Below are 21,318 nucleotides of genomic sequence, written 5' to 3' on the forward strand. Positions count from 1 at the left end.
TACCCCGTCCCGCCGCGCAGCGACTACGCGTCGGATTCCACGCGCTTCTTCAGGCCCGCCAGGGCGCGGTCGATGATGACCTTCTCGGCCTTGCGCTTGATCATGCCGAGCATGGGGATCTTGACGTCGACGGTCAGCTGGTAGGTGACCTCGGTGCGCCTGCCGCCGTCGAGCGGGGCCAGGCGGTAGGAGCCGTCGAGGGAGCGGAGCATCTGGGACTTGACCAGGGTCCAGCTGACCTCGTCGGCGCCGGTCCAGGTGTACGCGAGGGTGTGGTCGTCCTTGATCGCGCCCGCGTCGAGGAGCAGCCGGACCTTCTCCGCGCGGCCGGCGGCGTCCTCCTCCAGGACCTCGGCCTCCTTCACCTCGCCCGTCCACTCGGGGTAGCGGGCGAAGTCGGCGATCACGCCCATGACGTCGGCCGGCGCCGCCTCGATGGTGATGCTCGAGCTGGTGTGTTCGGCCATCGCGGTGGCTCCTCCACTGTGCGGTCCGGCGGAAGTCAAGGGGGCACGGGCGTGCCGACGGCAGGCTATCGCGCCCGGGGCCCGGCCCCGCCACGGGAAGGCCGGGGAAGGCCGGGGAAGGCCCGGGGATCACCACTCCAGGGCGAAGGGCCTGCCGGTCGAGGCGAAGTGGCCGACGTTGACGCACTCGGTCGCGCCGATCCGCATCCGCCGGGCCAGCGGCTGGTGGACGTGGCCGAAGAGCGAGTAGCGCGGCCGGGTGCGCCGGATCGCGTCGAGCAGGGCCCGGCTGCCCCGCTCGAAGCGGCGGGCCACCGTGTCGTACGTCAGCTCCGGCACCTCCGGCGGGATGTGGGAGCAGAGGACGTCGACCTCGCCGAGCGCCTCGACCTTCGCCGCGTACTCCTCGTCGGAGATCTCGTACGGCGTGCGCATCGGGGTGCGCAGGCCGCCGCCGACGAAGCCGAAGACGAGTCCGCCGAGCTCGACGCGCTCCCCGTCGAGGACGGTCGTCCCGGGCCGGGCGAACTCGGGCCAGAACCGGGGGATGTCCACGTTCCCGTAGGTGGCGTACGTCGGGGTGGGGAAGGCGGCGAAGAGTTCGGCGTACTGGCGGCGCACGGCGGCCTCGATGGCGGTGGTGCGGTCGATGCCGAGCTCGGCCCAGAGGCGCCGGCCCAGGTCGCGGGCCTCGTCGAAGCGGCGGGCGGTGCGCAGCTCGACGAGCCGGTCGGCGTTCTCGACGCCGAAGAGGTCGGGGAAGATGCCCCGGCGGTGGTCGGCGTAGTCGAGGAAGAGGACCAGGTCCCCCAGGCATATCAGGGCGTCGGCGCCCTCTCCCGCCCGGGCGAGGTCCCCGGCGTTGCCGTGCACGTCACTGACCACATGGACTCGCATGGAGCCACCTTAGGGGGCGCCCCCGGACCCGGGTCGGGAATCGGACGACGGACCGCCCCCGGCCGCCCTACCTGCGGTTACTTCCGAGTCCTGAAGCCGGTGGACTACTGTTCACGGAGCACCGTCACGCGTGTGTGACGCACGGAACATCTGGCCGGGACCCCCTATCGGGAACCACGTACTGATGGGTAACGTCCGGGCGGTCCAGTCGTGCTCACCCCCACTGAGCGCCTGACCGAACATGGACTACACCGGCGCATCACACAGAGCCGTGGCGCCGGCGCCCGATGAGGAGCAGCAGTCTTGCGCGAGTTCAGCCTTCCGGCCCTGTACGAGGTCCCCACGGACGGCAACCTGACGGATCTCATCCGCCGCAACGCCTCCCAGCACCCAGACGTCGCCGTGATGGGGCGCAAGGTCGACGGCGTCTGGACGGACGTCACCGCCACCGAGTTCCTCGCGGAGGTCCGCGGGGCCGCCAAGGGCCTGATCGCCGCGGGGGTGGAGCCGGGCGACCGGGTCGCGCTGCTCTCCCGCACGCGCTACGAGTGGGTGCTCCTCGACTTCGCGATCTGGAGCGCGGGCGGGGTGACCGTGCCGGTGTACGAGACCAGCTCGCCGGAGCAGATCCAGTGGATCCTGGGCGACTCGGGCGCGAGCGCGGTCCTGGTGGAGAGCGCGGCGCACGAGGAGTCGGTGGACTCGGTCCGGGCGAACCTGCCGGAGCTGAGGAGCGTGTGGCGGATCGAGGACGACGCCGTCGCCCGGCTCACCGCCGACGGGGCCGGCGTCTCCGACAAGCTGCTCGACGGGCGCATGTCGGCGGCGAACGCGGACGACCCGGCGACGATCGTCTACACCTCGGGCACCACGGGCCGCCCCAAGGGCTGCGTCCTGACCCACCGGGCCTTCTTCGCCGAGTGCGGCAACGTGGTGGAGCGGCTGAAGCCCCTCTTCCGCACGGGCGAGTGCTCGGTGCTGCTGTTCCTGCCCGCCGCGCACGTCTTCGGGCGGCTCGTCGAGGTGGCGTCCGTGATGGCGCCGATCCGGCTGGGCTGCGTCCCGGACATCAAGAACCTCACGGACGAGCTGGCCTCGTTCCGGCCGACGCTGATCCTGGGCGTGCCCCGGGTCTTCGAGAAGGTCTACAACTCGGCGCGGGCGAAGGCGCAGGCCGACGGCAAGGGCAAGATCTTCGACAGGGCCGCGCAGACGGCCATCGCGTACAGCCGGGCGCTCGGCACCCCGCAGGGCCCGTCCTTCGGGCTGCGGCTGAAGCACAAGGTCTTCGACAAGCTGGTCTTCGGCAAGCTGCGGGCGGTGCTCGGCGGGCGCGGCGAGTACGCGATCTCGGGCGGCGCGCCGCTGGGCGAGCGGCTCGGCCACTTCTTCCGGGGCATCGGCTTCACGGTCCTGGAGGGCTACGGCCTGACGGAGTCGTGCGCGGCGACCGCGTTCAACCCGTGGGACCGGCAGAAGATCGGCACGGTCGGCCAGCCGCTGCCGGGCTCGGTGGTGCGGATCGCCGACGACGGCGAGGTGCTGCTGCACGGCGAGCACGTCTTCACGGGCTACTGGAACAACGAGGCGGCGACGGCCGAGGCCCTCGCGGACGGCTGGTTCCACACGGGCGACATCGGCACGCTCGACGAGGACGGCTACCTGGCGATCACCGGCCGGAAGAAGGAGATCCTGGTGACGGCGGGCGGCAAGAACGTCGCCCCGGCGGTCATCGAGGACCGGATCCGGGCGCACGCGCTGGTCGCGGAGTGCATGGTGGTCGGCGACGGGCGTCCGTTCGTGGGCGCGCTCGTCACCCTGGACGAGGAGTTCCTGGGCCGCTGGGCGTCCGAGCACGGCAAGCCGGCCGGTGCGACGGCGGCGTCCCTGCGCGACGACGCGGAGCTCCTGGCGGAGGTGCAGCGGGCGATCGACGACGGCAACGCGGCGGTGTCCAAGGCGGAGTCGGTCCGCAAGTTCCGTGTGCTGCCCGCCCAGTTCACGGAGGAGGCGGGGCACATCACCCCGTCCCTGAAGCTGAAGCGGAACGTGGTGGCGAAGGACTTCGCGGACGAGATCGAGGCGATCTACCGGGGCTGAGCCCGGACGTGCGGAGGGGCCCGGGGCGCTGTCGCCCCGGGCCCCTCCGTGTGTTCCGTACCGCTCAGAGCAGTGCGCGCAGCCGTTCCGCCAGCAGGTCCCAGCGCCACTTCTCCTCCACCCAGGCCCGGCCCCGCTCGCCCATGCGGGCGCGGAGTTCGGGGTCGAGGAGGAGGGTGGTGACGCGGTCGGCGGTGTCCTCCGGGGATCCGCCGCGCACGACCCAGCCGGTCTCGCCGTCGAGGACGGCGTCGGGGGCGCCGCCGGAGTCGCCGGCGACGACGGGCAGTCCGGTGGCGGAGGCCTCCAGGTAGACGATGCCGAGGCCCTCGACGTCGAGGCCGCCGCGCCGGGTGCGGCAGGGCATGGCGAAGACGTCGCCGGCCCCGTAGTGGGCAGGCAGTTCGGCCCAGGGGACGGCGCCGGTGAAGCGTACGGATCCGGCCACGCCCGTCTCGGCGGCGAGACGGTGCAGGTCCTTCTCGTACGGGCCGCCGCCGACGATCAGGAGGACGGCGTCCGGGACCCGGCGCAGGATCCGCGGCAGGGCCCTGATCAGGGTGTCCTGGCCCTTGCGCGGGACGAGCCGGGAGACGCAGACGACGACGGGCCGGTCGCTGAGCCCGAGGCGGGCGCGGACCTCGTCGCCGCCGGAGCCGGGGTGGAAGGTCTTCTCGTCCACGCCGGGCGGGAGCTGGACCATCCGTCCCGCGGCGGCGGGCGTGAGGGCCGAGGCGATCCGGGAGCGGGTGTACTCGCCGAGGTGGGTGATCGTGTCGGTGCCCTCGCCGATGCGGCGCAGCAGCTGCCGGGCGGCGGGCAGTTGGGCCCAGCCCGCCTCGTGGCCGTGGGTGGTGGCGACCAGCCGCCGGGCGCCGGCCCGGCGCAGGGCGGGTGCCATCAGGCCGAGCGGGGCCGCGGCGCCGAACCACACGGACTCGCAGCCGTGTTCGCGCAGCAGCGCGGTGGCGCGGGCGGTGACCCGGGGCGTGGGCAGCAGCATCGTGGTGCGGTCCCGGACGACCGTGAAGGGCTGCTCGGCGTCGAACGCGGCCGTCGCCTCGGCCCCTTCGCGGCCGCGCTTCCAGGTGGAGGCGTAGACCACGACCTCCCGGGGGTCCAGGCGGAGGGCCATGTTGTGCAGGAAGGCCTGGATTCCCCCGGGACGCGGTGGGAAGTCGTTGGTTACGATCAGGGTCTTGTGCATCGTGGCCGACAGTACGCGATCGCACCCGCAGCCCGGCACCACCACTCCCCCGCGCGAGCGGGCCGACCGGACGAGGACGAGTCAGTGACGACGGGCGCAGTGGGGAAGGGCCCGCGCACGGGCCTGTGGCTTCCCGTCGGCCTCTGGGGCCTCACCCGGGTCCTCCTCCTGCTGTGCGTGTTCGACGTCGTGGAGGTCCCGGGGCCGGACATCGCGTACGACGTCGAGAACATCTACCGGGGCTGGTACGAGGTGCTGCGGGACGGCACGTACCCGCTGGACGACGTCACCTGGCAGTACCCGCCGGCGGCGGCGTTCGTGATGCTGGCCCCCGGCCTGCTGCCGTTCCTGGGCTACGCGGCCGCCTTCTTCGTCCTCGCCCTGCTCTGCGACGCGCTGGTCTTCGGGCTGCTCCTGTACACGGGCCGCCGGGCGGGCCGGACGTCCCGGGGCGCCTGGACCTGGCTGGCGGGCGTCGCGCTGCTCGGCCCGACCGCGTACGCCCGGTACGACGTGATGGTGACCGCCGTCGCGGTGGCGGGGCTCCTGGCGGCCGGCCGCAGCCCGCGGGTGCTGGGCGCGCTCGCCGGTTTCGGGGCGGTCCTGAAGGTGTGGCCGGCGCTGCTGCTGGTGGGCACCCGGAAGGGCCGGGCGACGTTCCGCTCCTGGTCGGCGGCGGCGGGCGCGGCGGCCGGGGTGCTGCTGCTCTGCGTGCTGTGGAGGCCGGGGGCGCTGTCCTTCCTCTCCTTCCAGCGGGACCGGGGCACCGAGGTGGAGTCCCTGGGCGCGACGGTCTTCCACGTCCTGCGGCACTTCGGCTGGGAGGGCGAGGTGCGGATGAACTACGGCTCGATGGAGTTCCTCTGCCCGTACGTGTCCGCGGTGTCGACGGCCGCGATGGCGGTGACGATCGGCGCCTTCGGCTGGCTGCTGCTCTGGCGGATCAGGGCGCGCCGGTTCGTCTCGTCGACGGTGGCGGACGCGGCCTTCGTGGCGGTGCTGCTCTTCACGCTGACGAGCCGGGTGCTCTCCCCGCAGTACATGCTGTGGCTGATCGGTCTGGCGGCGGTGTGCCTGGTCTTCCGGTCGAGCCGGATGGAGCGGCCCGCGCGTCTGGTGGTCTGGGCGACGGCGGTGACGCAGTTCGAGTTCCCGGTGTGGTTCTGGCACGTGACGCGGAGCGACGCGCTGGGCATGGCGGTGCTGTTCACGCGGAACGGCCTGCTGGTCGCCGCCGCCGTCCTGGCCTGCCGGATCCTGTGGCGGCAGACGGTCACGGAGCCGCGTCTCGCCGCCGCGACCGTGCCCGCGCAGGCGGCCCGGCCGGAGCGCGAGAAGGCCCTGTCGGGCTCGTTCCGCTGAGCGGCGGCGGCCCCGCGGAGGCGGTGGCGCGCCGGTACAGCGGGCCCAGGGCCGCGCACTGGGCGCCCGCGGCGAGGGCCATGGCCAGGCAGATGCCGGGCATGCCGAGGCCGGCGACCGAGAAGGCGTACGCGAGCGGGAGCTGGACGAGGACGCCCGCGAGGGTGATCCGGGCGAGGCGCGGGCTCGCGCCGGTGCCCTCGAAGACCCCGGCGAGCGCGATGTACCCGCCGGTCAGGACCAGGTGGGGGCCGAGGCAGCGCAGGAAGAGCGCGCCCGCCTCCGCGACCTCGGGTCCGGCGCCGAAGAGCAGCATGACGGGTCCGGCGGTGAGCAGGAACGCCCCGGCGGCGGCCGCGCCGAGGATCCCGCCGAGGAGGAGCGCCTGCCGTCCGACGGCCCGCCGTTCGTCACGGCCCGCGCCGAGCAGACGGGCGCCGTGGATGGCGGCGGCCTGCCGGACGGCGTAGAAGGCCATGGTGGCGACGTACATGGCCTTGGTGGCGATGCCGTAGGCGGCGGTCTCGGTGACGCCGAGCCGGGCGACGACGGAGACGAGGGCGAGGGCGCCCGCCATCCGGACCGTGAAGTCGGCGGACATGGGCAGTCCGGTGGCGGCGGTGCGGCGCAGCGCTGCGAGGACCGGCAGGGCGGGCCGTACCGCCCGCGCGGCCCGCAGGAGCGGCTCGCGGCGCAGCACGGCGAGGCCGGCGGCGAGGGCGACGCTCCGGCCGGTCACCGTGGCGAGGGCGGCGCCCGGCACCCCGTACGCGTGGATGAGCAGCGGGTCGAGGACGAGGATCAGGCCGTTGGCGAGGAAGGCGAGCCGCATGGGGGTGCGGGTGTCCCCGGCGCCCTTGAGGATCCCGTCGAGGACGTTGGTGGCGAAGAGGACGGCCGTGCCGGGGAGCGAGATCGCGAGGTAGGCGGCGGCCGGGGCGTGGGCGGGGTGGCCGGGGCCGCCGAGCAGGAGGGCGGCGAGCGGCTCGCGCAGCAGGTGTCCGCCGAGGGCGACGGGCGGCACGAGCAGGGCGCAGAGGGCGGCGCCGCCCCGGGCGGCGGACCGGACGGCGGCGGGGTCGTCGGCGCCCCGGGCGCGGGCGACGAGGACGGTGGTGCCGGAGCCCGCCATGAGGACGACGCCGAGGAGCAGGTTCTCGACGTTGGTGGCGACGGCGACGGCGGCGACGGCCGCCCCGCCGAGCCGGGCGACCCAGACGGTGTTGATGATCCCGGCGGCGACCCCGGAGAGGAGTTCGAGGTAGACCGGGCGGGCGAGCCGGACGAGCGCGCGCCGGTGTGACGCCATGAGTTCCCCCCTCTTTTCGAGGTACCTCGAAAAGAGGCACCTCGAAAAGAGGTAGCATGACGGTCGGTCCGACGACAAGCGAGAAGGGGGAGCCGGTGCTGGAGCTGTCGATCCTGGGCTTCCTGCACGAGAAGCCGCTGCACGGGTACGAGCTGAAGGAGCGCATCCACGGCCTGAGCGGCCACGTCCGCCCGGTCAGCGACGGCGCCCTCTACCCGGCCATCAACCGCCTGGTGGGGAACGGCCTGGTCGACAGCCGAACGGAGCCGGGCGCGAGCGCCGCCCCGCGCCGGACCCTCTCGCTCACCCCGGAGGGGCGCCGGGAGCTGCTCGACCGGCTGCGCGCCCCCAAGGAGGCCGAGATCACCGACGGCCAGCGCTTCTTCACCCTGCTCGCCTTCCTCGGCCACCTCCCCGACCCGGCGGACCGGGCGGCCGTGCTCCGCCGCCGCCAGGCGTTCCTGAACGCCCCGGCCAGCTTCTTCTACGAGGACGGGGTCCCGGTCAGCGCCGAGCGCGAGCCCGACCTGTTCCGCCGGGGCATGCTGCGGATCGCCCGCGCGACGGGCACGGCGGAGAAGGCGTGGCTGGCGGAGGCCCTGAAGGAGCTGGAGGAGCTGGAGGAGCTGGAGGAGCTGGAGAACGGGACCGGCTAGGGCCCGATCCGCCGGACACCCCCTAGCCGAGCTGCTCCCGCACGTACGCGCGCCAGTCCTCGGTGAACTCCTCCGGGGTGGTGTCCAGGACGTCGTGGAGCGCGTTCTCCACCGCGCCCTCCCGGCCCGGGTGCGCGCCCACCGCCCGGTAGAACGCGGCGAGCCCCTCCTCGCCCCAGCGCTCCGCGACCATCTCGCAGGCCAGCCAGCCGCCCTCGTAGGCCTTCGCCAGGGCCTGCGCGTCCCCGCCGAAGGCGAAGTCGGCGTCCTCCGGGAGCCGGACGGGCGGCTCGCCGTCCTGGACCGCGCGGCGCAGCTCGGGGGCGGCCTGCGCGGGGGTGCGGTCGGCGTCCCGGTAGGCGATCCAGTCCGCGAAGCCCTCGGAGAGCCAGACCGGGGTCGACGGGGTGGTGTGGGCGCGGGTGGCGACGTGGACGGTCTCGTGGGTGAGGACGAGCTGCCGGCCGAAGTCGCCGAGCATCCCGTACGCGTCGGGGTTGACGATCACCCGGTCGGCGGGGGCGTCCGCCCCGCCCCTGGTCTCGCCCGTGGTGACGGCCGCTATCCCCCGGTAGGAGTCCCCGGACGCCCCGAGGAGCTCCCCCATGGCGTCCAGGGAGCCGGGGACGAGGACGACCACCCGGCGGGCCCAGTCCTCGGGCCAGGCCCCGGTGACGGCGGGGACCGCCCGGTCGGCCGCCGCCGCGATCTCCTGGAGCCGCGCCCGGCCCTGGCCGACGCCGAGGACCAGCGAGCGGGCCCCCTGGACGGCCGTGACGTCGCCCTGCTCCCACAGCTGCCGGGGCGCGCCCTCCGCGGGCCGCTCGCCGGTCACGTACCAGCGTCCGTTCCGCTCGGTGAGGTCCAGGACCCGGGCGCCGGTGACGGGCCGCCGGTCGTGGCCCCTGAGCCGGTGGCCGAGCTCGGCGCGGGCGGTGACCCGGTCGGGGGCGGTGCGCTCGACGCCGGTGACCTCGTACGACCAGCCGTCGAGCGGTACCGCCGCGAGCCGCCGGTAGACGGTGAGGGCGGCCGGCGCGTAGGCGGGGTCGAGGGCGGCCCGGTAGCCGGCCTCGTCGCGGGCGAGGAGGGCCCTGGCGTGCTCGTCGAGGAGCGCCTGGATCTCCCGGGACTCGGTCCGGGCGGCGGGCCCGGTCCCCGCGCAGCCGACGAGGCCCGCCAGGGCGAGCAGCAGGGACAGCAGGCAGAAGACCGCCGGCCGTCGCGCTCCGTACTCCTGACCCGCCACGCCTCCGATCGTACGATCCGAACGGCGGGCGCGGTCCCCGGGGCCCGTCCGGCCCCGGGGGGCCGCGCCCGGCTCAGACTCGGGTCACCGTCGCGTGCGACATCATGTTCACCGGGTCGTAGCGGACCCGGGCGCCGGGGTAGGGCGCGTGGATGACCTGCCCGTTCCCGACGTAGATCGCCACGTGGCTGGCGTCGCCCCGGTACGTGACGAGGTCCCCCGGCCGCGCCTGCGAGAGCGGCACCTGCCGGCCGGCGTACCGCTGGGCCGCCGAGGTGCGCGGCAGGCCGATCCCGGCCTGGCGGTAGGACCAGACCATCAGGCCCGAGCAGTCGAAGGCGGAGGGGCCGGTCGCCCCCCACACGTACGGCCGGCCGACCGCGCTCCGGGCGGCGGCCACGGCGGCGGCGACCCGCGAGGAGACCGGGCCGGAGCCGACGGCGGCGGTCGGCTCCCCGGGCGCTCCGCCGAAGGCGCCGATGGCGCCGTCGGCGCCGTCGGCGCGGGCGTCCTCGCGGCCGCCGGTGCGGGAGGCGCGGTCCTCGAAGTCGGCGCGCTCCGCGGCGGTGAGGGAGGCGAGCAGCCGGCGGGCCTCGGCGAGCTTCCGCTCGACGGTGCGCTTGTGGCGGGCGACCTCGGTCCGGCTGCGCTCCAGTTCGTCCAGGGTCGTGCGGGCCTCGCTCCGCTGCTGGCCCAGCCGGCGCTGCTCCCGCTGGAGTTCGCCGAGCGCGGCGCCCTGGCGGGCGGTGAGCCGGTCGAGGGCCGAGGCGCGTTCGAGGTAGCTGTCCGGGTCGGAGGAGAGCAGCAGGGCGAGGGCCGGATCGATGCCGCCGGAGCGGTACTGGGCCCCGGCGAGCGAGCCGAGGACGCCCCGCATGCGGTTGACGCGCTCCTGGCCGCGGGCCAGGGCGTCCCGGGCCCGGGAGACCGTGCGGCGCAGCGCGTCCGCCTTCTCGTCCGCCGCGTTGTAGCCCTCGGTGGCCCGCTCGGCCTCCTCGAAGAGGCGGTCGACCCTGGTCCGGGCGGCCTCGGCACCGGGGTCGGCGCTCGCGGGGACGGCCCCGAGGGACGCGGCCGCGGTGGCCGCCGCGGCGGCGGTGAGGACGGTGACCCGGGCGGGTCGGCGGTGGGACGCCACGGATCGCGCTCCGTTCGGCTCGACGCAGACTGGCGCGGCAGACAGTAGCCGCTGCCACCCCCGCGTCCAACGAAGGCGCCGGGCACACAAAGTGACGCCCCGCCGGAGAACACAGGTCACCGGCGGGGCGTCGGGTCAGCGTGCGTCGCGGGGAACCACCCGTTCGGGCGGCACACCGCGGCGGGTCGCGGGGGTCAGCCGCCGATGCGGACGCCGAACTGGAAGGTGCCCAGGTAACCCATCGACTCGTAGCGCACGTTGGCGCCCGGGTAGGGGGCGTGCAGGACGGTGTTGTTGCCCGCGTACAGGCCGACGTGCGACAGGTTGTTGAAGAAGACCAGGTCGCCCGGCTTGAGCTGGCTGCGGCCGATCTTCGTGCCGTCGTTCTGCTGGGTGTAGGTGACGCGGCTGAGGTTGGCGCCGGCCTGGCCGTAGGCCCACTGGGTCAGACCCGAGCAGTCGAACGAGGAGGGGCCCTCGTGGCCGGAGGCGTACGGCATGCCGACCCGGGTGGCGGCGGCGCTGAGCGCGGCGGCGCCGAGGCCGCTCGCGGGGGCCTCGTTGCCGAGGTCGAGCCGCTCGCCGGCGGCGCGGCTGGCGCGCTGCTCCTTCGCCCGCTCCTCCTCCGCGATCCTGGCCTTCTCGGCCGCGGTGAGGGTGTTGAGGAGCTTCTGGGCCTCGGCCAGCTTGCCCTGGTACTTGCGCTTCTTGTCGCCGAGGGTCTTGCGGACGCTCTCCAGGTCGCCGAGCTTCTCGGTGGCCTCGGCGCGCTGCTGGGAGAGGGTGCGCTGCTTGGCCTGGATCGCGGTGAGCACGTCGGCCTGCTGGGCGCTCAGCTGGTCGATCGCGGACGCCTTGTCGAGGTAGGTGTCCGGGTCGCCGGAGAGGAAGAGCTGGAGGGCCGGGTCGATGCCGCCGGAGCGGTACTGGGCGCTGGCGACCGAACCGATCTTGTCGCGCAGGGTGTTGAGCTCCTGCTGACCGCGGGCCACCTTGTCCTGGAGCTGACCGATCTCCTTCTGCAGCTTGCCCCGGCGCTCGTCGGCCTGGTTGTACTGCTCCGTGGCCTCCTCGGCCTCGTGGTGCAGCGCGTCGACCTTCGACTTGACCTCGTCGATCTTGGGCTTGGCGGGAGCCGCCTGGGCACCGGACTGGGCGGTGAGGGCGACGGCCGCGGCGGCGGTCACGGTGAGCACGGTCACACGGGTGCGGCTCGGCTGCTTGGGTCGACGGTGGGACGCCACGAAGGCGATCTCCTTCTTCCTCGAGCCGCCAACCGGTCAGGGGCAGGCGGTTCCTCCGCCGTCACCCCGGATGGGTGATCAACCGCGCGAAGGTTCGAGCCCCGACCCTAGTGACCGAGTTGTGATCATTCAAATCCCACCGGAGAAAATCTCGCTCACGCACCACATTATTTACCTACATCGCACGGGCAGTGAGGGGTGGTTGACGGTCCGCCGTCCACAATCCGGGCATAACGCGCAGGAGTTACGAGGGGTCACGAGAGCCGCGAAAGCCGCTTCAGCAACAAGGCGGACGCGACCGGGCGCGCCCCCGCCTTCGCCACCCCGTCGGCCACCTCGCGGTCCGTGGAGACCACCACGACCGGCCGCCCCGGCGGCTCCGCCCGCACCAGCTGCCGGATCAACTCGTCGGCCGTGACACCGGGCTTGGAGAACAGCACCCGCACCCCGCGCGGCGGCGCGAGCAGCACCGGGGCCGCCAGCTCCGCCCCGTCGAAGACACAGGTGACCTCGGCGCCCGAGCGGGCCGCAAGGGCCGAGAGCCCGCCGAGCAGCCGCAGCCGCTGCTTCTCCAGCGGCATCGTCGGATAGCCGGTCTTGGTGACGTTGTAGCCGTCGACCACCAGATGGGTCTGCGGCAGCGACAGGAGCTGGTCGAGCAGCGCCGGGTCGGTCTCGGAGAGCGCCCGCGCCGCGATGTCCTTCGGGGACATCCGCCCCGGCTCCACCGCGTCCACGGTGTCCGCCGGGTGCGTCGAGACGGGCGGCAGCGCGAGCTCGCGGCGCAGCCCCTGGGCCGCGTCGAGGACCGTGTCGAGCAGCAGCCGCAGCCGCATGTCCTCCACCGAACGCCCCTCGCGGGCGGTCCTGCGACTGGCCTCCAGGGCCGCCTCGACCTCGCCCAGCCGGGCCCTGAGCCGCCGGCTCTCGCTCTCGGCGGCCGACACCTGGGCCGCCGACTCCGCCCGCGCGGCCTCGATCTCGCCCTGGACCTTGCGCAGCGCGGCCTCGCCCCGCTTCACGTCGCTCTGCGCGCTGCGCAGCTTGCGGTGGAGCGACTCGGCCTCCTTGCGGGCCGCGTCGAGGTCGTGCCGCAACTGCTCGCTCTCGCCCCGGGAGCGGTCCCGGGCGGCGGCCAGCTCCTCGCGCAGCCGCTCCAGTTCGCGCCGACCGGCCTCGTCGGCCCGCTCGGCGTCGGCCCGCAGGGCCTCCTCGCCCGCGGCGGCGACCAGCTTGACCCAGCCGGGCGGGCGCAGCACGTAGGCGGCGGCCGCCACGTCGACGGGGTCGGCGGCCGCGGGCGGGGTGCCGCCCTCCACGGCGCCGGCCAGCTCGGGCTGGCCCTGCCGGAACCGCTCGCCGATCCGCTGCCGGAAGAGCGGGTCGCCCTCCAGGGCGGTGGCCATCGCGTTGCCGGCGAACTTGGCCCGCCGGCTCGCGGTGAACCGGGCGTACTGCCGCAGGGGCGCGGGCAGCTCCGCGACGGTCAGCCCGCCGAAGGCGTCGGCGACCAGCGCGACGACCCGCCGCCGTACGCCCTCCGGCAGCGGGTGGTCGAGCGTCTCGGCGGCGTCACCTGCCGCGCCGGCCGGCTCTCCACCGTGCGCGGGCTGCTCCACGATCCGTCACCCCTATGTCGTCCGCGCCGTCCCTCAGGAGGCGGCGCCCGGCCTGTCCACCAGTTCGATCTGGTCCACCGCGTTGCACCAGCGGCAGCGGACCGACTCGATGGTCTCACTGACCACCTGCCGCTCCTCGACCTTCGGCTCCCCCGCGAGGTCCAGATGGACGTACTCGACGACCTTGGACGAGCGGGTCACGTCGAAGCGGGTGAGGTTGCCGCAGAGCGTGCAGCGCCAGCGGGTCTCGGCGGTCGGCAGGGGAACCGTCGTCATCGAGCCGTCCTTCTTCCTGTTGCGTGGTACTCAGGTGCGGGAGCCGCGGTGCGCCGTCGAACTGCGGTCGTACTGCCCGCAACCCTACGGCCTCACGGGCGGGCGGGGGCACGGCGAGGCGCTCTGTCCACTTCGTCCCCGGTGCGCCATCATCGGCCCATGATCGATCGGCGAAGCGCGGTGACCGGTACCCTGCGGGGCGCCCGCGACGGGCCCACGGTGACGTACGGGCTCATCGCCGCCTGCTGCCTCCTCTTCGTGTTCGGCCCGGTCTCCGGACTGAACCCGGCGTACGGCACGGGGGACGCGCTGCTGGCGGCCCAGGGCTCGTACTTCCGCCGCTGGGGGGTCGTCCCCGCCGAGCTGATGAGCGGTGAGCCGCGCGCCCTGCTCACCCCGTTCACCGCGCTCTTCGTCCACGGGAGCTGGCTCCACCTCCTGGGGAACATGCTCTTCCTGTACGTCTTCGGCGCGATGGCCGAGGAGCGCATGGGCCGGTTCGCCTTCGCCCTCTTCTACGCGGCCACCGGCTACCTGGCCCTCGCCGGGTACGCGGCGGCGCACGCGCACAGCGAGCAGACCCTCGTCGGGGCGTCGGGGGCGATCTCCGGGGTGCTCGGGGCCTTCCTCTTCCTCTTCCCGCGCTCCCGGGTCACCAGCCTCTTCCCCTTCCTCCTCTTCCTGCCGCTGCGCTTCCCCGCCTGGATCGTGCTGATCTTCTGGTTCACGCTCCAGTGGATGGCCGCGCGGGCGGCGGGCGCGGGGCCCGGCGTCGCCTATCTGGCCCACGTGGTGGGCTTCGCCCTCGGCTTCCTCTACGCCTGGGTGCGCTACCGGGGTGGGGATAGAGTGAAAGCCCCAGCCGCGGCGACCGAGGGAGAAAGCCAGCCGTGATCACCGCGATCGTGCTCATCAAGACCAGCGTGGACCGCATCCCCGAGATCGCCGAGTCGATCGCGGCGCTCGACAGCGTCAGCGAGGTCTTCTCGGTGACCGGTACGTACGACCTGATCGCCATGGTCCGGGTGCCGCGCCACGACGACCTGGCGGACGTGATCCCCGGCAGCATCAGCAAGATCCCGGGCGTCGAGGCCACGGACACGCACGTCGCGTTCCGCACGTACTCGCAGCACGACCTGGAGGCGGCCTTCGCCATCGGTCTGGAGTCCTGAGGCTCCGCGGGCGCGCACAGGGTGAAGGGGCCTCCCGGTCGGGAGGCCCCTTCACCCGTACGAGTGAGTGATCAGCCGCGGTCCGGGACGCAGCGGCCGTCCTCGGTGCGGTACTTCCACCGGGCGCCGTCCCGGACGAGCTCCTTCACGGCGCCGACGAACCGCTCCACGTGCTCGTCGGGCGTACCGGCGCCGAAGCTCACCCGGATGGCGTTGAGCGACCGCTCGCCGGGCGCGGCCTCGGGGGCGCCGCACTCGCCCGGGTCCTGCGGGTCGCTGCCGAGCAGGGTGCGGACCAGCGGGTGGGCGCAGAAGAGGCCGTCGCGGACGCCGATGCCGTACTCGGCGGAGAGCGCGGCGGCGAAGTGGGAGCTGTTCCAGCCCTCCACGACGAAGGAGATGACGCCGACGCGGGGGGAGTCGTCGCCGAAGAGCGAGAGGACCCGGACCTCGGGGACCTCGGCCAGGCCCGCGCGGACCGTGGCGATCAGGTGGTTCTCGCGGGCGACGAGGGCGTCGAAGCCGGCCTCGGTGAGCGCCTTGCAGGCGGAGGCGATCGAGTAGACCCCGATGACGTTCGGGGAACCGGCCTCGTGCCGGGCCGCGGTGGTGTGCCACTCCACGTCCACACCACCGTCGGCCCGACGCGCCACCTTGCGGGAGGCGCCGCCGCCCGCGAGGTAGGGCTGGGAATCCTGGAGCCAGTCGGCGCGGCCGGCGAGGACGCCGGAGCCGAAGGGCGCGTACAGCTTGTGCCCGGAGAAGGCGACCCAGTCCACGTCGAGTTCGGTCACGGAGACCGGGTGGTGGGGCGCGAGCTGGGCGGCGTCGAGCACGATCCGGGCGCCGTGGGCGTGCGCGGCGGCGGCCAGTTCCTTGACCGGCCACAGCTCGCCGGTGACGTTGGAGGCGCCGGTGACGCAGACCAGGGCGGGGCCGTACGGGTCGCGGTCGGCGAGCGCCCGCTCCAGGGTCTCGACGGCCTGGGCCTGGGTGCGGGGCGCGTTGAGGTAGGTGACCCGGGCGTCGCGCCACGGCAGCAGCGAGGCGTGGTGCTCGGTCTCGAAGACGAAGACCTGGCAGTCGGCCGGGACCGCGGCGGCGAGCAGGTTGAGCGAGTCGGTGGTGGAGCGGGTGAAGACGACCTGGTCGCCGGGGCGGCAGTCGAGGAACTCGGCAACGGTGGCGCGGCTGTTCTCGAAGAGGTCGGTGGAGAGCTGGGAGAGGTAGCCGGCGCCGCGGTGGACGCTGCCGTAGTACGGGGCGTACGCGGCGACGTCGTCCCAGACCCGCTGGAGGGCCGGGGCGCTGGCCGCGTAGTCGAGCGCCGCGTAGGTCACCTCGCCGCCGGTGACGAGCGGGACGGTCACGTCCCGGCCGAGGACGGGCAGCGGGGCGGCGCAGCAGGGGTCGGCGGACTCGGCGGCGGTCTCGACGGCCTCGGCGACGGGGGTGGCGGCGGCGTTCGGGCGTGCGGACATGGCGGTATCTCCCGGCGGGCGGTGCGGAATGGCTTCGGTGATCCCGTACGCGGCCGGACACGGCGGGGTACGGGTGAGACCTCGGAAGACGTGGGGGTACGCGGAAGGGACCCCGGTCCGAGGGTGAAGAAGGGGCGGATTCGCCCTATCGCATTCGCTTGCTCACGGAAAAAGCTCCTCGAGAGACCAGGACCCCTGGTGTTCGAGGGGTCCGCGCTTGCCGTAGACCTCGCTGCCTACGGCCTGGTCATCACCCGGGGCACCCCGCCACGGACGGAGGGTTGCCGGACAGCAAGCCGGGGCCAAAACGCTGTCACTCGTGACCTGAAGAGCATCCTGCCACATGATCGCGGATGCGCAAGACCCCGGTCCGCATGCTGGACCGGGGCCGTGCGGCGAAGGGGCCGGGGACTACGCGTTGCTGACGGCGATCCAGCGCTCCAGGGCCCGGCGGGCGGCGCCGGAGTCGATCGCCTCGGCGGCCCTCTCGACGCCGGCGCGGATCTGCTCCACCAGGGTGCCGTCCCCCGGCGCGAGGGCCGTGAGGGCCGCCGCCGAGTTGAGCAGCACCGCGTCCCGCACCGGACCGGTCTCCCCGGCGAGCAGCCGGCGGGCCACGTCGGCGTTGTACGAGGCGTCCGCGCCGCGCAGCGCCTCCACGGGCACCAGGTCGATGCCGGCGTCGCGCGGGTCGAAGGCCTCCTCCCGCACCGCGCCGTCGCGGACCACCCAGACCCGCGAGGTGGCCGTGGTGGTCAGCTCGTCGAGTCCGTCGTCGCCGCGGAAGACCAGGGCGGAGGAGCCGCGCTCGGCGAGCACCCCGGCCATGATCGGGGCCATCCGGGCGTCGGCGACGCCGGTCGCCTGGGCCCGGACGCGGGCCGGGTTGGTGAGCGGACCGAGGAAGTTGAAGGTGGTCCGGATGCCGAGTTCCTTGCGGGCCGCGGCGACGTGCCGCAGCGCCGGGTGGAACTTCACCGCGAAGCAGAAGGTGATGCCGGCCTCCTCGGCGACCTCGGCGACCCGGCGCGGGGTCAGCTCCAGGTTGACGCCGAGCTTCTCCAGGACGTCGGAGGCGCCGGAGGCGGAGGAGGCCGCCCGGTTGCCGTGCTTGACGACCTTGGCGCCGGTGCCGGCGACCACGATCGCCGACATGGTGGAGATGTTGACGGTCTTGGCGCCGTCGCCGCCGGTGCCGACGATGTCGACGGAGGGGCCGGGGACCTCGATCGTGTTGGCGTGCTCGTACATCGTCCGGACGAGCCCGGCGATCTCCTCGACGGTCTCGCCCTTGGCGCGCAGGGCGACCGCGAAGCCGGCGATCTGCGCGTCGGTGGCCTCGCCGCGCAGGATGCGGTCCATGGCCCAGGCGGTGTCCTCGGCGCTCTGGTCGCGGCCGGACAGCAGGCCGTCCAGGACGACGGGCCAGGAGCGGCCCGCCGTGGTAGGTCCTCCAGCGGGGGTCGCAGCGCTCATGGCAGCTCCTGGTCATCATCACGTGACGGATACGGCTCCACCCTATCGACCCCCCGGGACGGCGAAGAGCCCCGTCCATCGAATGGACGGGGCTCTCGCCGTGGCGAACTTCAGGAGGTCAGGAGTTCAGGTGATCAGTGGTGGCCGTGGCCGCTCTGGATCTCCTTGTACTCCTCGACGGTGGGCTTGGCGATCTGGCTGTCGTCGCCGTAGTAGCTCTTGTTGAGCCTGACCCGCAGCTTCTCCAGGCGGCCGACCTTCCGCTCGACGCCGTTCTCGTCGACGGCCGGCGGCAGCGCGGCGGGCTCGTACTGCTCGTGCGCCGTGAGGCGGTGCAGCTCGCCCTGGCTGAGCGGCTCGTGGACCTCGACGAACTCGCCGTGCGGCAGGCGCTTGATGATGCCCGACTCGCGGCCGTGCAGCACCTTGTCCTTGTCCCGGCGCTGGAGGCCGAGGCAGATGCGCTTGGTGACGATGAACGCGATGACCGGACCGGCGAAGAAGAAGATCCGCACGAACCAGGTGATCGAGTTGAGCGACAGGTGGAAGTGGGTCGCCCAGAGGTCGTTTCCACCACCCACGAGCATGATCATGTACGCGGTGATCCAGGCGACGCCGAAGGCGGTGCGCGTCGGAGCGTTGCGCGGGCGCTGCGCGATGTGGTGCTCGCGCTTGTCGCCGGTGATCCAGGACTCGATGAACGGGTAGACCGCGATCGCGGCGAGGACCGCCGGGAAGATCGCCAGCGGGATCATCACGCCCAGGACGAGCGTGTGGCCCCAGAGGTTGATCTCCCAGCCGGGCATGACGCGGATCAGACCCTCGGCGAAGCCCATGTACCAGTCGGGCTGGGCGCCGGTGGACACCTGGTCCGGGCGGTACGGGCCGAGGGCCCAGATCGGGTTGATCGAGGCGATCGCCGCGATGACCGCGATGACGCCGAAGACCAGGAAGAAGAAGCCTCCGGCCTTCGCCATGTACACGGGCAGCAGCGGCATGCCGACGACGTTCTTGTTCGTGCGGCCGGGGCCCTCGAACTGGGTGTGCTTGTGGACGAACACCAGGATGAGGTGGGCGACCATCAGGCCCAGCATGATGCCGGGCAGCAGCAGCACGTGCGCCGAGTAGAACCGGGCGACGAAGTCGCCGCCGGGGAACTCCCCGCCGAACAGGAACATCGAGAGGTACGTGCCGACGATCGGCACGGACAGGATCGCGCCCTGCATGAAGCGGACACCGGTGCCGGAGAGCAGGTCGTCCGGGAGCGAGTAACCGGTGAAGCCGGTGAACATGCCCAGGAAGAACAGCAGGAAGCCGAACAGCCAGTTGATCTCACGCGGCTTGCGGAACGCGCCGGTGAAGAAGACGCGCATCATGTGCACGAACATGCCGGCGAGGAAGATCAGCGCCGCCCAGTGGTGGATCTGCCGGATGAGCAGACCGCCGCGCACCTCGAACGAGATGTGCATGGTCGAGTTGAACGCCTCGGACATCAGCTGTCCCTGGAGCGGGACGTACGACCCGGTGTACTCCACCTCGTTCATCGACGGGTGGAAGAACATCGTCAGGTAGACGCCCGTCAGGATGATGATGATGAAGCTGTAGAGGCAGATCTCGCCCAGCATGAAGGACCAGTGGTCCGGGAAGATCTTCCGCATGTTGGCCTTGGCCAGCGTGTAGATCCCCAGGCGGCCGTCGGCCCAGTCGGCGACCCGCTCACCGGCGGGCGCCTTCTTCTTCGTATCGGTCACGGTGCTCATCCGCGCTCCCAGAAGGCAGGACCGACGGGCTCGTCGAAGTCGCCGAGCGCCTCCAGGAAGCCCTTGTCGTTCACGCCGATCCGCAGCTGCGGAAGGGGGTGACCGGCCGGGCCGAAGATGACGCGGGCGCCGTCGGAGAGGTCGAAGGTGGACTGGTGGCACGGGCAGAGGACGTGGTGCGTCTGCTGCTCGTACAGGGAGATCGGGCAGCCCACGTGGGTGCAGATCTTCGAGAACGCGACGATGCCCTCGTGCGACCACTCGAGCTCGCGCTTGTCCTTGATGTCCTCCGGCTGGATCCGGACGATCATCAGGGCGGCCTTGGCGATCTCGGTCTGGAAGTCGTGGTCGTGCTCCGAGAGGCCCTGGGGCATCGCGAAGGTCAGCGAACCGACCGCGACGTCCTCGGGACGCAGCGGCTCGTGCGTGTTCATGTTGATGAGCTGAAGACCCTTGGCCCACATCGTGGTCCGGAGCTTCTTCTCGGGCAGCGGGCCCATGTCGCGCAGCAGGACGATGCCGGAGAGCGGTACGAGCGACAGCGCGCCGAACATCGTGTTGCGGATGAGCTTGCGGCGGCCGATGCCGGACTCGGCGGCGCCGGCCGCGAAGTCCGCCATGACCTTCGCCTTGACCTCGGGCGACGCCGCGATCGGGTGGCGCTCGTCGGCGACCTCGACGTCGGACATCAGGGTGCGGGCCCAGTGGACCGCGCCCGCGCCGATGAAGAAGAGGGCGGCACCGAGGGTCAGCCCCAGGGCGAAGTTGAGCGCGGACACCCGGCCGAAGGGCCAGATGTACACGATCTTGTCGACCGGGAAGATCACGTACGAGGCGATGAAGGCGACGGTGGCCAGCATCGACAGCGTGAACATGAAGGCGACCGCGCGCTCGGACCGACGGGCGGCCCGCTCGTCGATGTCCTGGATGCGGGGCTTGTGGGGCGGGAGGCCAGGGTCGGCGAACGGGTCGTCGGCGACCTTCACCGCGCCGTGCGCGGTGTCCTGCCCTGCCGGCAGGTTCTCTTCTGAAATCTCTTGGCTACTCATGACTTCTTGGCCTTAGCGGTGTGGGCCGCGACCCAGATGGCAACTGCGATCAGCGTACCCAGACCGAAGATCCAGCCGAACAGGCCTTCGGAGACGGGGCCGAGGCCACCGAGCGAGAGACCGCCCGGGCTGTCGGCCTTCTCGCCGTTGACGGCCTGGACGTACGCGATGATGTCCTTCTTCTGCTGCTCCGGCATGGTGGTGTCCGGGAAGGAGGGCATGTTCTGCGGGCCGGTCTGCATGGCCTCGTAGAGGTGCTTCGGGCTCACGCCTTCGAGGCTCGGGGCGTACTTGCCGTGGGTCAGCGCGCCACCCTCACCGGTGAAGTTGTGGCACTGGGCACAGTTGGTGCGGAACAGCTCGCCGCCCTTGGCGGCGTCGGCGCCCGCGGGGTTGTACTGCTTCTCGGACGGCGTGATCGGGCCGGCGCCGAGGGAGGCCACGTACGCGGCGAGCTGGTCGATCTCGGCCTGCGAGTAGATGACCTTCTTCTTCGGGACCTGGGCGCCCGGCTGCTGGGCCGGCATGCGGCCCGTGCCGACCTGGAAGTCCACGGAGGCCGAACCGACGCCTACGAGGGAGGGGCCGTCAGTGGTGCCCTGACCGCCGGTTCCGTGGCAGCTGGCGCAGCCGACGGAGTAGAGCTTCTTCCCCTCCTCGATGGCGAGGGACTGGGCGGTTTCATCGGCCTTCGCCGTGCCCGCGGGCGCGAACGCGGCGTACAGCCCCCCCGTGGCCGCCAGCGCGAGAAGTAGGACGACGACCGCCGCCAGCGGATGGCGTCGTCGTGCGGAGAGCTTTTTCACGGATTACCCCGGTGTCAGGATCTTCTGCGTCGATGCTTGCTGGATGTCTC

General features: G+C 72.9%; 19 protein-coding genes and 1 riboswitch. Of the genes, 5 read left to right on the top strand and 14 right to left on the bottom strand.

Annotated elements, in window-relative coordinates; translation table 11 throughout:
- Positions 1-23: 23 nt before the first annotated feature.
- On the bottom strand, positions 24-467 hold the full coding sequence (locus tag ADL08_RS03265; protein WP_053640497.1) for an SRPBCC family protein: 444 nt from the start codon (positions 465-467) through the stop codon (positions 24-26).
- A gap of 129 nt (positions 468-596) precedes the next feature.
- The gene (locus ADL08_RS03270; RefSeq protein ID WP_078968214.1) at positions 597-1,364 is read right to left on the bottom strand and encodes a metallophosphoesterase family protein; all 768 of its coding nucleotides are present in this window, start codon (positions 1,362-1,364) and stop codon (positions 597-599) included.
- Positions 1,365-1,667: 303 nt separating this feature from the next.
- Between ADL08_RS03270 and ADL08_RS03275 the strand changes: the two genes are divergently transcribed.
- Entirely contained in the window at positions 1,668-3,464 is a 1,797-nt protein-coding gene (locus ADL08_RS03275) for an AMP-dependent synthetase/ligase (protein ID WP_053640499.1), read from the top strand.
- 64 nt (positions 3,465-3,528) lie between these two features.
- On the opposite strand, the gene ADL08_RS03280 is transcribed toward ADL08_RS03275, so the two are convergent.
- On the bottom strand, positions 3,529-4,671 hold the full coding sequence (locus tag ADL08_RS03280; protein WP_053640500.1) for a glycosyltransferase family 4 protein: 1,143 nt from the start codon (positions 4,669-4,671) through the stop codon (positions 3,529-3,531).
- Between the two features lie 84 nt (positions 4,672-4,755).
- Here ADL08_RS03280 and ADL08_RS03285 point away from each other — a divergent pair, with 84 nt between their 5' ends.
- The gene (locus ADL08_RS03285; RefSeq protein WP_078968213.1) at positions 4,756-6,033 is read left to right on the top strand and encodes a glycosyltransferase family 87 protein; all 1,278 of its coding nucleotides are present in this window, start codon (positions 4,756-4,758) and stop codon (positions 6,031-6,033) included.
- Here ADL08_RS03285 and ADL08_RS03290 read toward each other — a convergent pair.
- Positions 5,945-7,342: an MATE family efflux transporter gene (locus ADL08_RS03290; RefSeq protein ID WP_078968212.1), complete on the bottom strand. Its 1,398-nt coding sequence runs from the start codon at positions 7,340-7,342 to the stop codon at positions 5,945-5,947. The genes ADL08_RS03285 and ADL08_RS03290 overlap by 89 nt on opposite strands.
- A gap of 95 nt (positions 7,343-7,437) precedes the next feature.
- On the opposite strand from ADL08_RS03290, the gene ADL08_RS03295 reads away from it, so the two are divergent.
- Positions 7,438-7,998, top strand: coding sequence for a PadR family transcriptional regulator (locus tag ADL08_RS03295; RefSeq protein WP_053640522.1), 561 nt, complete (start codon positions 7,438-7,440; stop codon positions 7,996-7,998).
- Positions 7,999-8,020: 22 nt separating this feature from the next.
- Here the strand turns inward: ADL08_RS03295 and ADL08_RS03300 are convergent, their stop codons facing one another.
- The 5 genes from ADL08_RS03300 to ADL08_RS03320 form a co-directional block, all read right to left on the bottom strand.
- Positions 8,021-9,247 (bottom strand): hypothetical protein, encoded by a 1,227-nt coding sequence (locus tag ADL08_RS03300; protein WP_199836945.1) that lies wholly within the window; start codon positions 9,245-9,247, stop codon positions 8,021-8,023.
- Between the two features lie 73 nt (positions 9,248-9,320).
- Positions 9,321-10,385: an NlpC/P60 family protein gene (locus tag ADL08_RS03305; RefSeq protein ID WP_053640502.1), complete on the bottom strand. Its 1,065-nt coding sequence runs from the start codon at positions 10,383-10,385 to the stop codon at positions 9,321-9,323.
- Between the two features lie 194 nt (positions 10,386-10,579).
- Positions 10,580-11,629 (bottom strand): C40 family peptidase, encoded by a 1,050-nt coding sequence (locus tag ADL08_RS03310; RefSeq protein WP_053640503.1) that lies wholly within the window; start codon positions 11,627-11,629, stop codon positions 10,580-10,582.
- Between the two features lie 254 nt (positions 11,630-11,883).
- Complete coding sequence (locus ADL08_RS03315; protein ID WP_053640504.1) at positions 11,884-13,248, bottom strand: NYN domain-containing protein; 1,365 nt, start codon at positions 13,246-13,248, stop codon at positions 11,884-11,886.
- A gap of 33 nt (positions 13,249-13,281) precedes the next feature.
- Positions 13,282-13,524 carry a hypothetical protein gene (locus tag ADL08_RS03320; RefSeq protein ID WP_053640505.1) on the bottom strand — a complete coding sequence of 81 codons (243 nt, stop codon included), beginning with the start codon at positions 13,522-13,524 and terminating at the stop codon, positions 13,282-13,284.
- A gap of 159 nt (positions 13,525-13,683) precedes the next feature.
- On the opposite strand from ADL08_RS03320, the gene ADL08_RS03325 reads away from it, so the two are divergent.
- Positions 13,684-14,418: a rhomboid family intramembrane serine protease gene (locus ADL08_RS03325; RefSeq protein WP_053640506.1), complete on the top strand. Its 735-nt coding sequence runs from the start codon at positions 13,684-13,686 to the stop codon at positions 14,416-14,418.
- On the top strand, positions 14,415-14,696 hold the full coding sequence (locus tag ADL08_RS03330; protein WP_030205672.1) for an Lrp/AsnC family transcriptional regulator: 282 nt from the start codon (positions 14,415-14,417) through the stop codon (positions 14,694-14,696). The genes ADL08_RS03325 and ADL08_RS03330 overlap by 4 nt, the downstream gene beginning before the upstream one ends.
- Before the next feature lie 71 nt (positions 14,697-14,767).
- Here the strand turns inward: ADL08_RS03330 and ADL08_RS03335 are convergent, their stop codons facing one another.
- From ADL08_RS03335 to ADL08_RS03355, 5 genes are all read right to left on the bottom strand, one after another.
- Positions 14,768-16,177, bottom strand: coding sequence for an aminotransferase class V-fold PLP-dependent enzyme (locus ADL08_RS03335; protein ID WP_053640507.1), 1,410 nt, complete (start codon positions 16,175-16,177; stop codon positions 14,768-14,770).
- Positions 16,178-16,385: 208 nt separating this feature from the next.
- Positions 16,386-16,502: riboswitch (SAM riboswitch) on the bottom strand.
- A gap of 86 nt (positions 16,503-16,588) precedes the next feature.
- Positions 16,589-17,653 carry an anthranilate phosphoribosyltransferase gene (gene trpD / locus ADL08_RS03340; protein ID WP_053640508.1) on the bottom strand — a complete coding sequence of 355 codons (1,065 nt, stop codon included), beginning with the start codon at positions 17,651-17,653 and terminating at the stop codon, positions 16,589-16,591.
- A 134-nt stretch (positions 17,654-17,787) separates the two neighbouring features.
- On the bottom strand, positions 17,788-19,413 hold the full coding sequence (locus ADL08_RS03345) for a cytochrome b (RefSeq protein ID WP_053640509.1): 1,626 nt from the start codon (positions 19,411-19,413) through the stop codon (positions 17,788-17,790).
- Positions 19,410-20,462 carry a ubiquinol-cytochrome c reductase iron-sulfur subunit gene (locus tag ADL08_RS03350; RefSeq protein ID WP_053640510.1) on the bottom strand — a complete coding sequence of 351 codons (1,053 nt, stop codon included), beginning with the start codon at positions 20,460-20,462 and terminating at the stop codon, positions 19,410-19,412. Before ADL08_RS03350 ends, ADL08_RS03345 begins: the two co-directional genes overlap by 4 nt.
- Positions 20,459-21,268, bottom strand: a complete 810-nt coding sequence (locus tag ADL08_RS03355) for a c-type cytochrome (protein ID WP_053640511.1) — start codon at positions 21,266-21,268, stop codon at positions 20,459-20,461. Before ADL08_RS03355 ends, ADL08_RS03350 begins: the two co-directional genes overlap by 4 nt.
- Positions 21,269-21,318: the final 50 nt, after the last annotated feature.

It is taken from the genome of Streptomyces sp. NRRL F-6492 (assembly GCF_001280125.1).
Classification (GTDB): Bacteria; Actinomycetota; Actinomycetes; order Streptomycetales; family Streptomycetaceae; genus Streptomyces.

Bases quoted from the DNA above. Each gene is read 5' to 3' on its own strand.
- ADL08_RS03280 (WP_053640500.1), bottom strand. From the start codon at position 4,671: ATGCACAAGACCCTGATCGTAACCAACGACTTCCCACCGCGTCCCGGG.
- trpD (WP_053640508.1), bottom strand. From the start codon at position 17,653: ATGAGCGCTGCGACCCCCGCTGGAGGACCTACCACGGCGGGCCGCTCC.
- ADL08_RS03335 (WP_053640507.1), bottom strand. From the start codon at position 16,177: ATGTCCGCACGCCCGAACGCCGCCGCCACCCCCGTCGCCGAGGCCGTC.
- ADL08_RS03290 (WP_078968212.1), bottom strand. From the start codon at position 7,342: ATGGCGTCACACCGGCGCGCGCTCGTCCGGCTCGCCCGCCCGGTCTAC.
- ADL08_RS03270 (WP_078968214.1), bottom strand. From the start codon at position 1,364: ATGCGAGTCCATGTGGTCAGTGACGTGCACGGCAACGCCGGGGACCTC.
- ADL08_RS03325 (WP_053640506.1), top strand. From the start codon at position 13,684: ATGATCGATCGGCGAAGCGCGGTGACCGGTACCCTGCGGGGCGCCCGC.
- ADL08_RS03345 (WP_053640509.1), bottom strand. From the start codon at position 19,413: ATGAGCACCGTGACCGATACGAAGAAGAAGGCGCCCGCCGGTGAGCGG.
- ADL08_RS03320 (WP_053640505.1), bottom strand. From the start codon at position 13,524: ATGACGACGGTTCCCCTGCCGACCGCCGAGACCCGCTGGCGCTGCACG.
- ADL08_RS03265 (WP_053640497.1), bottom strand. From the start codon at position 467: ATGGCCGAACACACCAGCTCGAGCATCACCATCGAGGCGGCGCCGGCC.
- ADL08_RS03350 (WP_053640510.1), bottom strand. From the start codon at position 20,462: ATGAGTAGCCAAGAGATTTCAGAAGAGAACCTGCCGGCAGGGCAGGAC.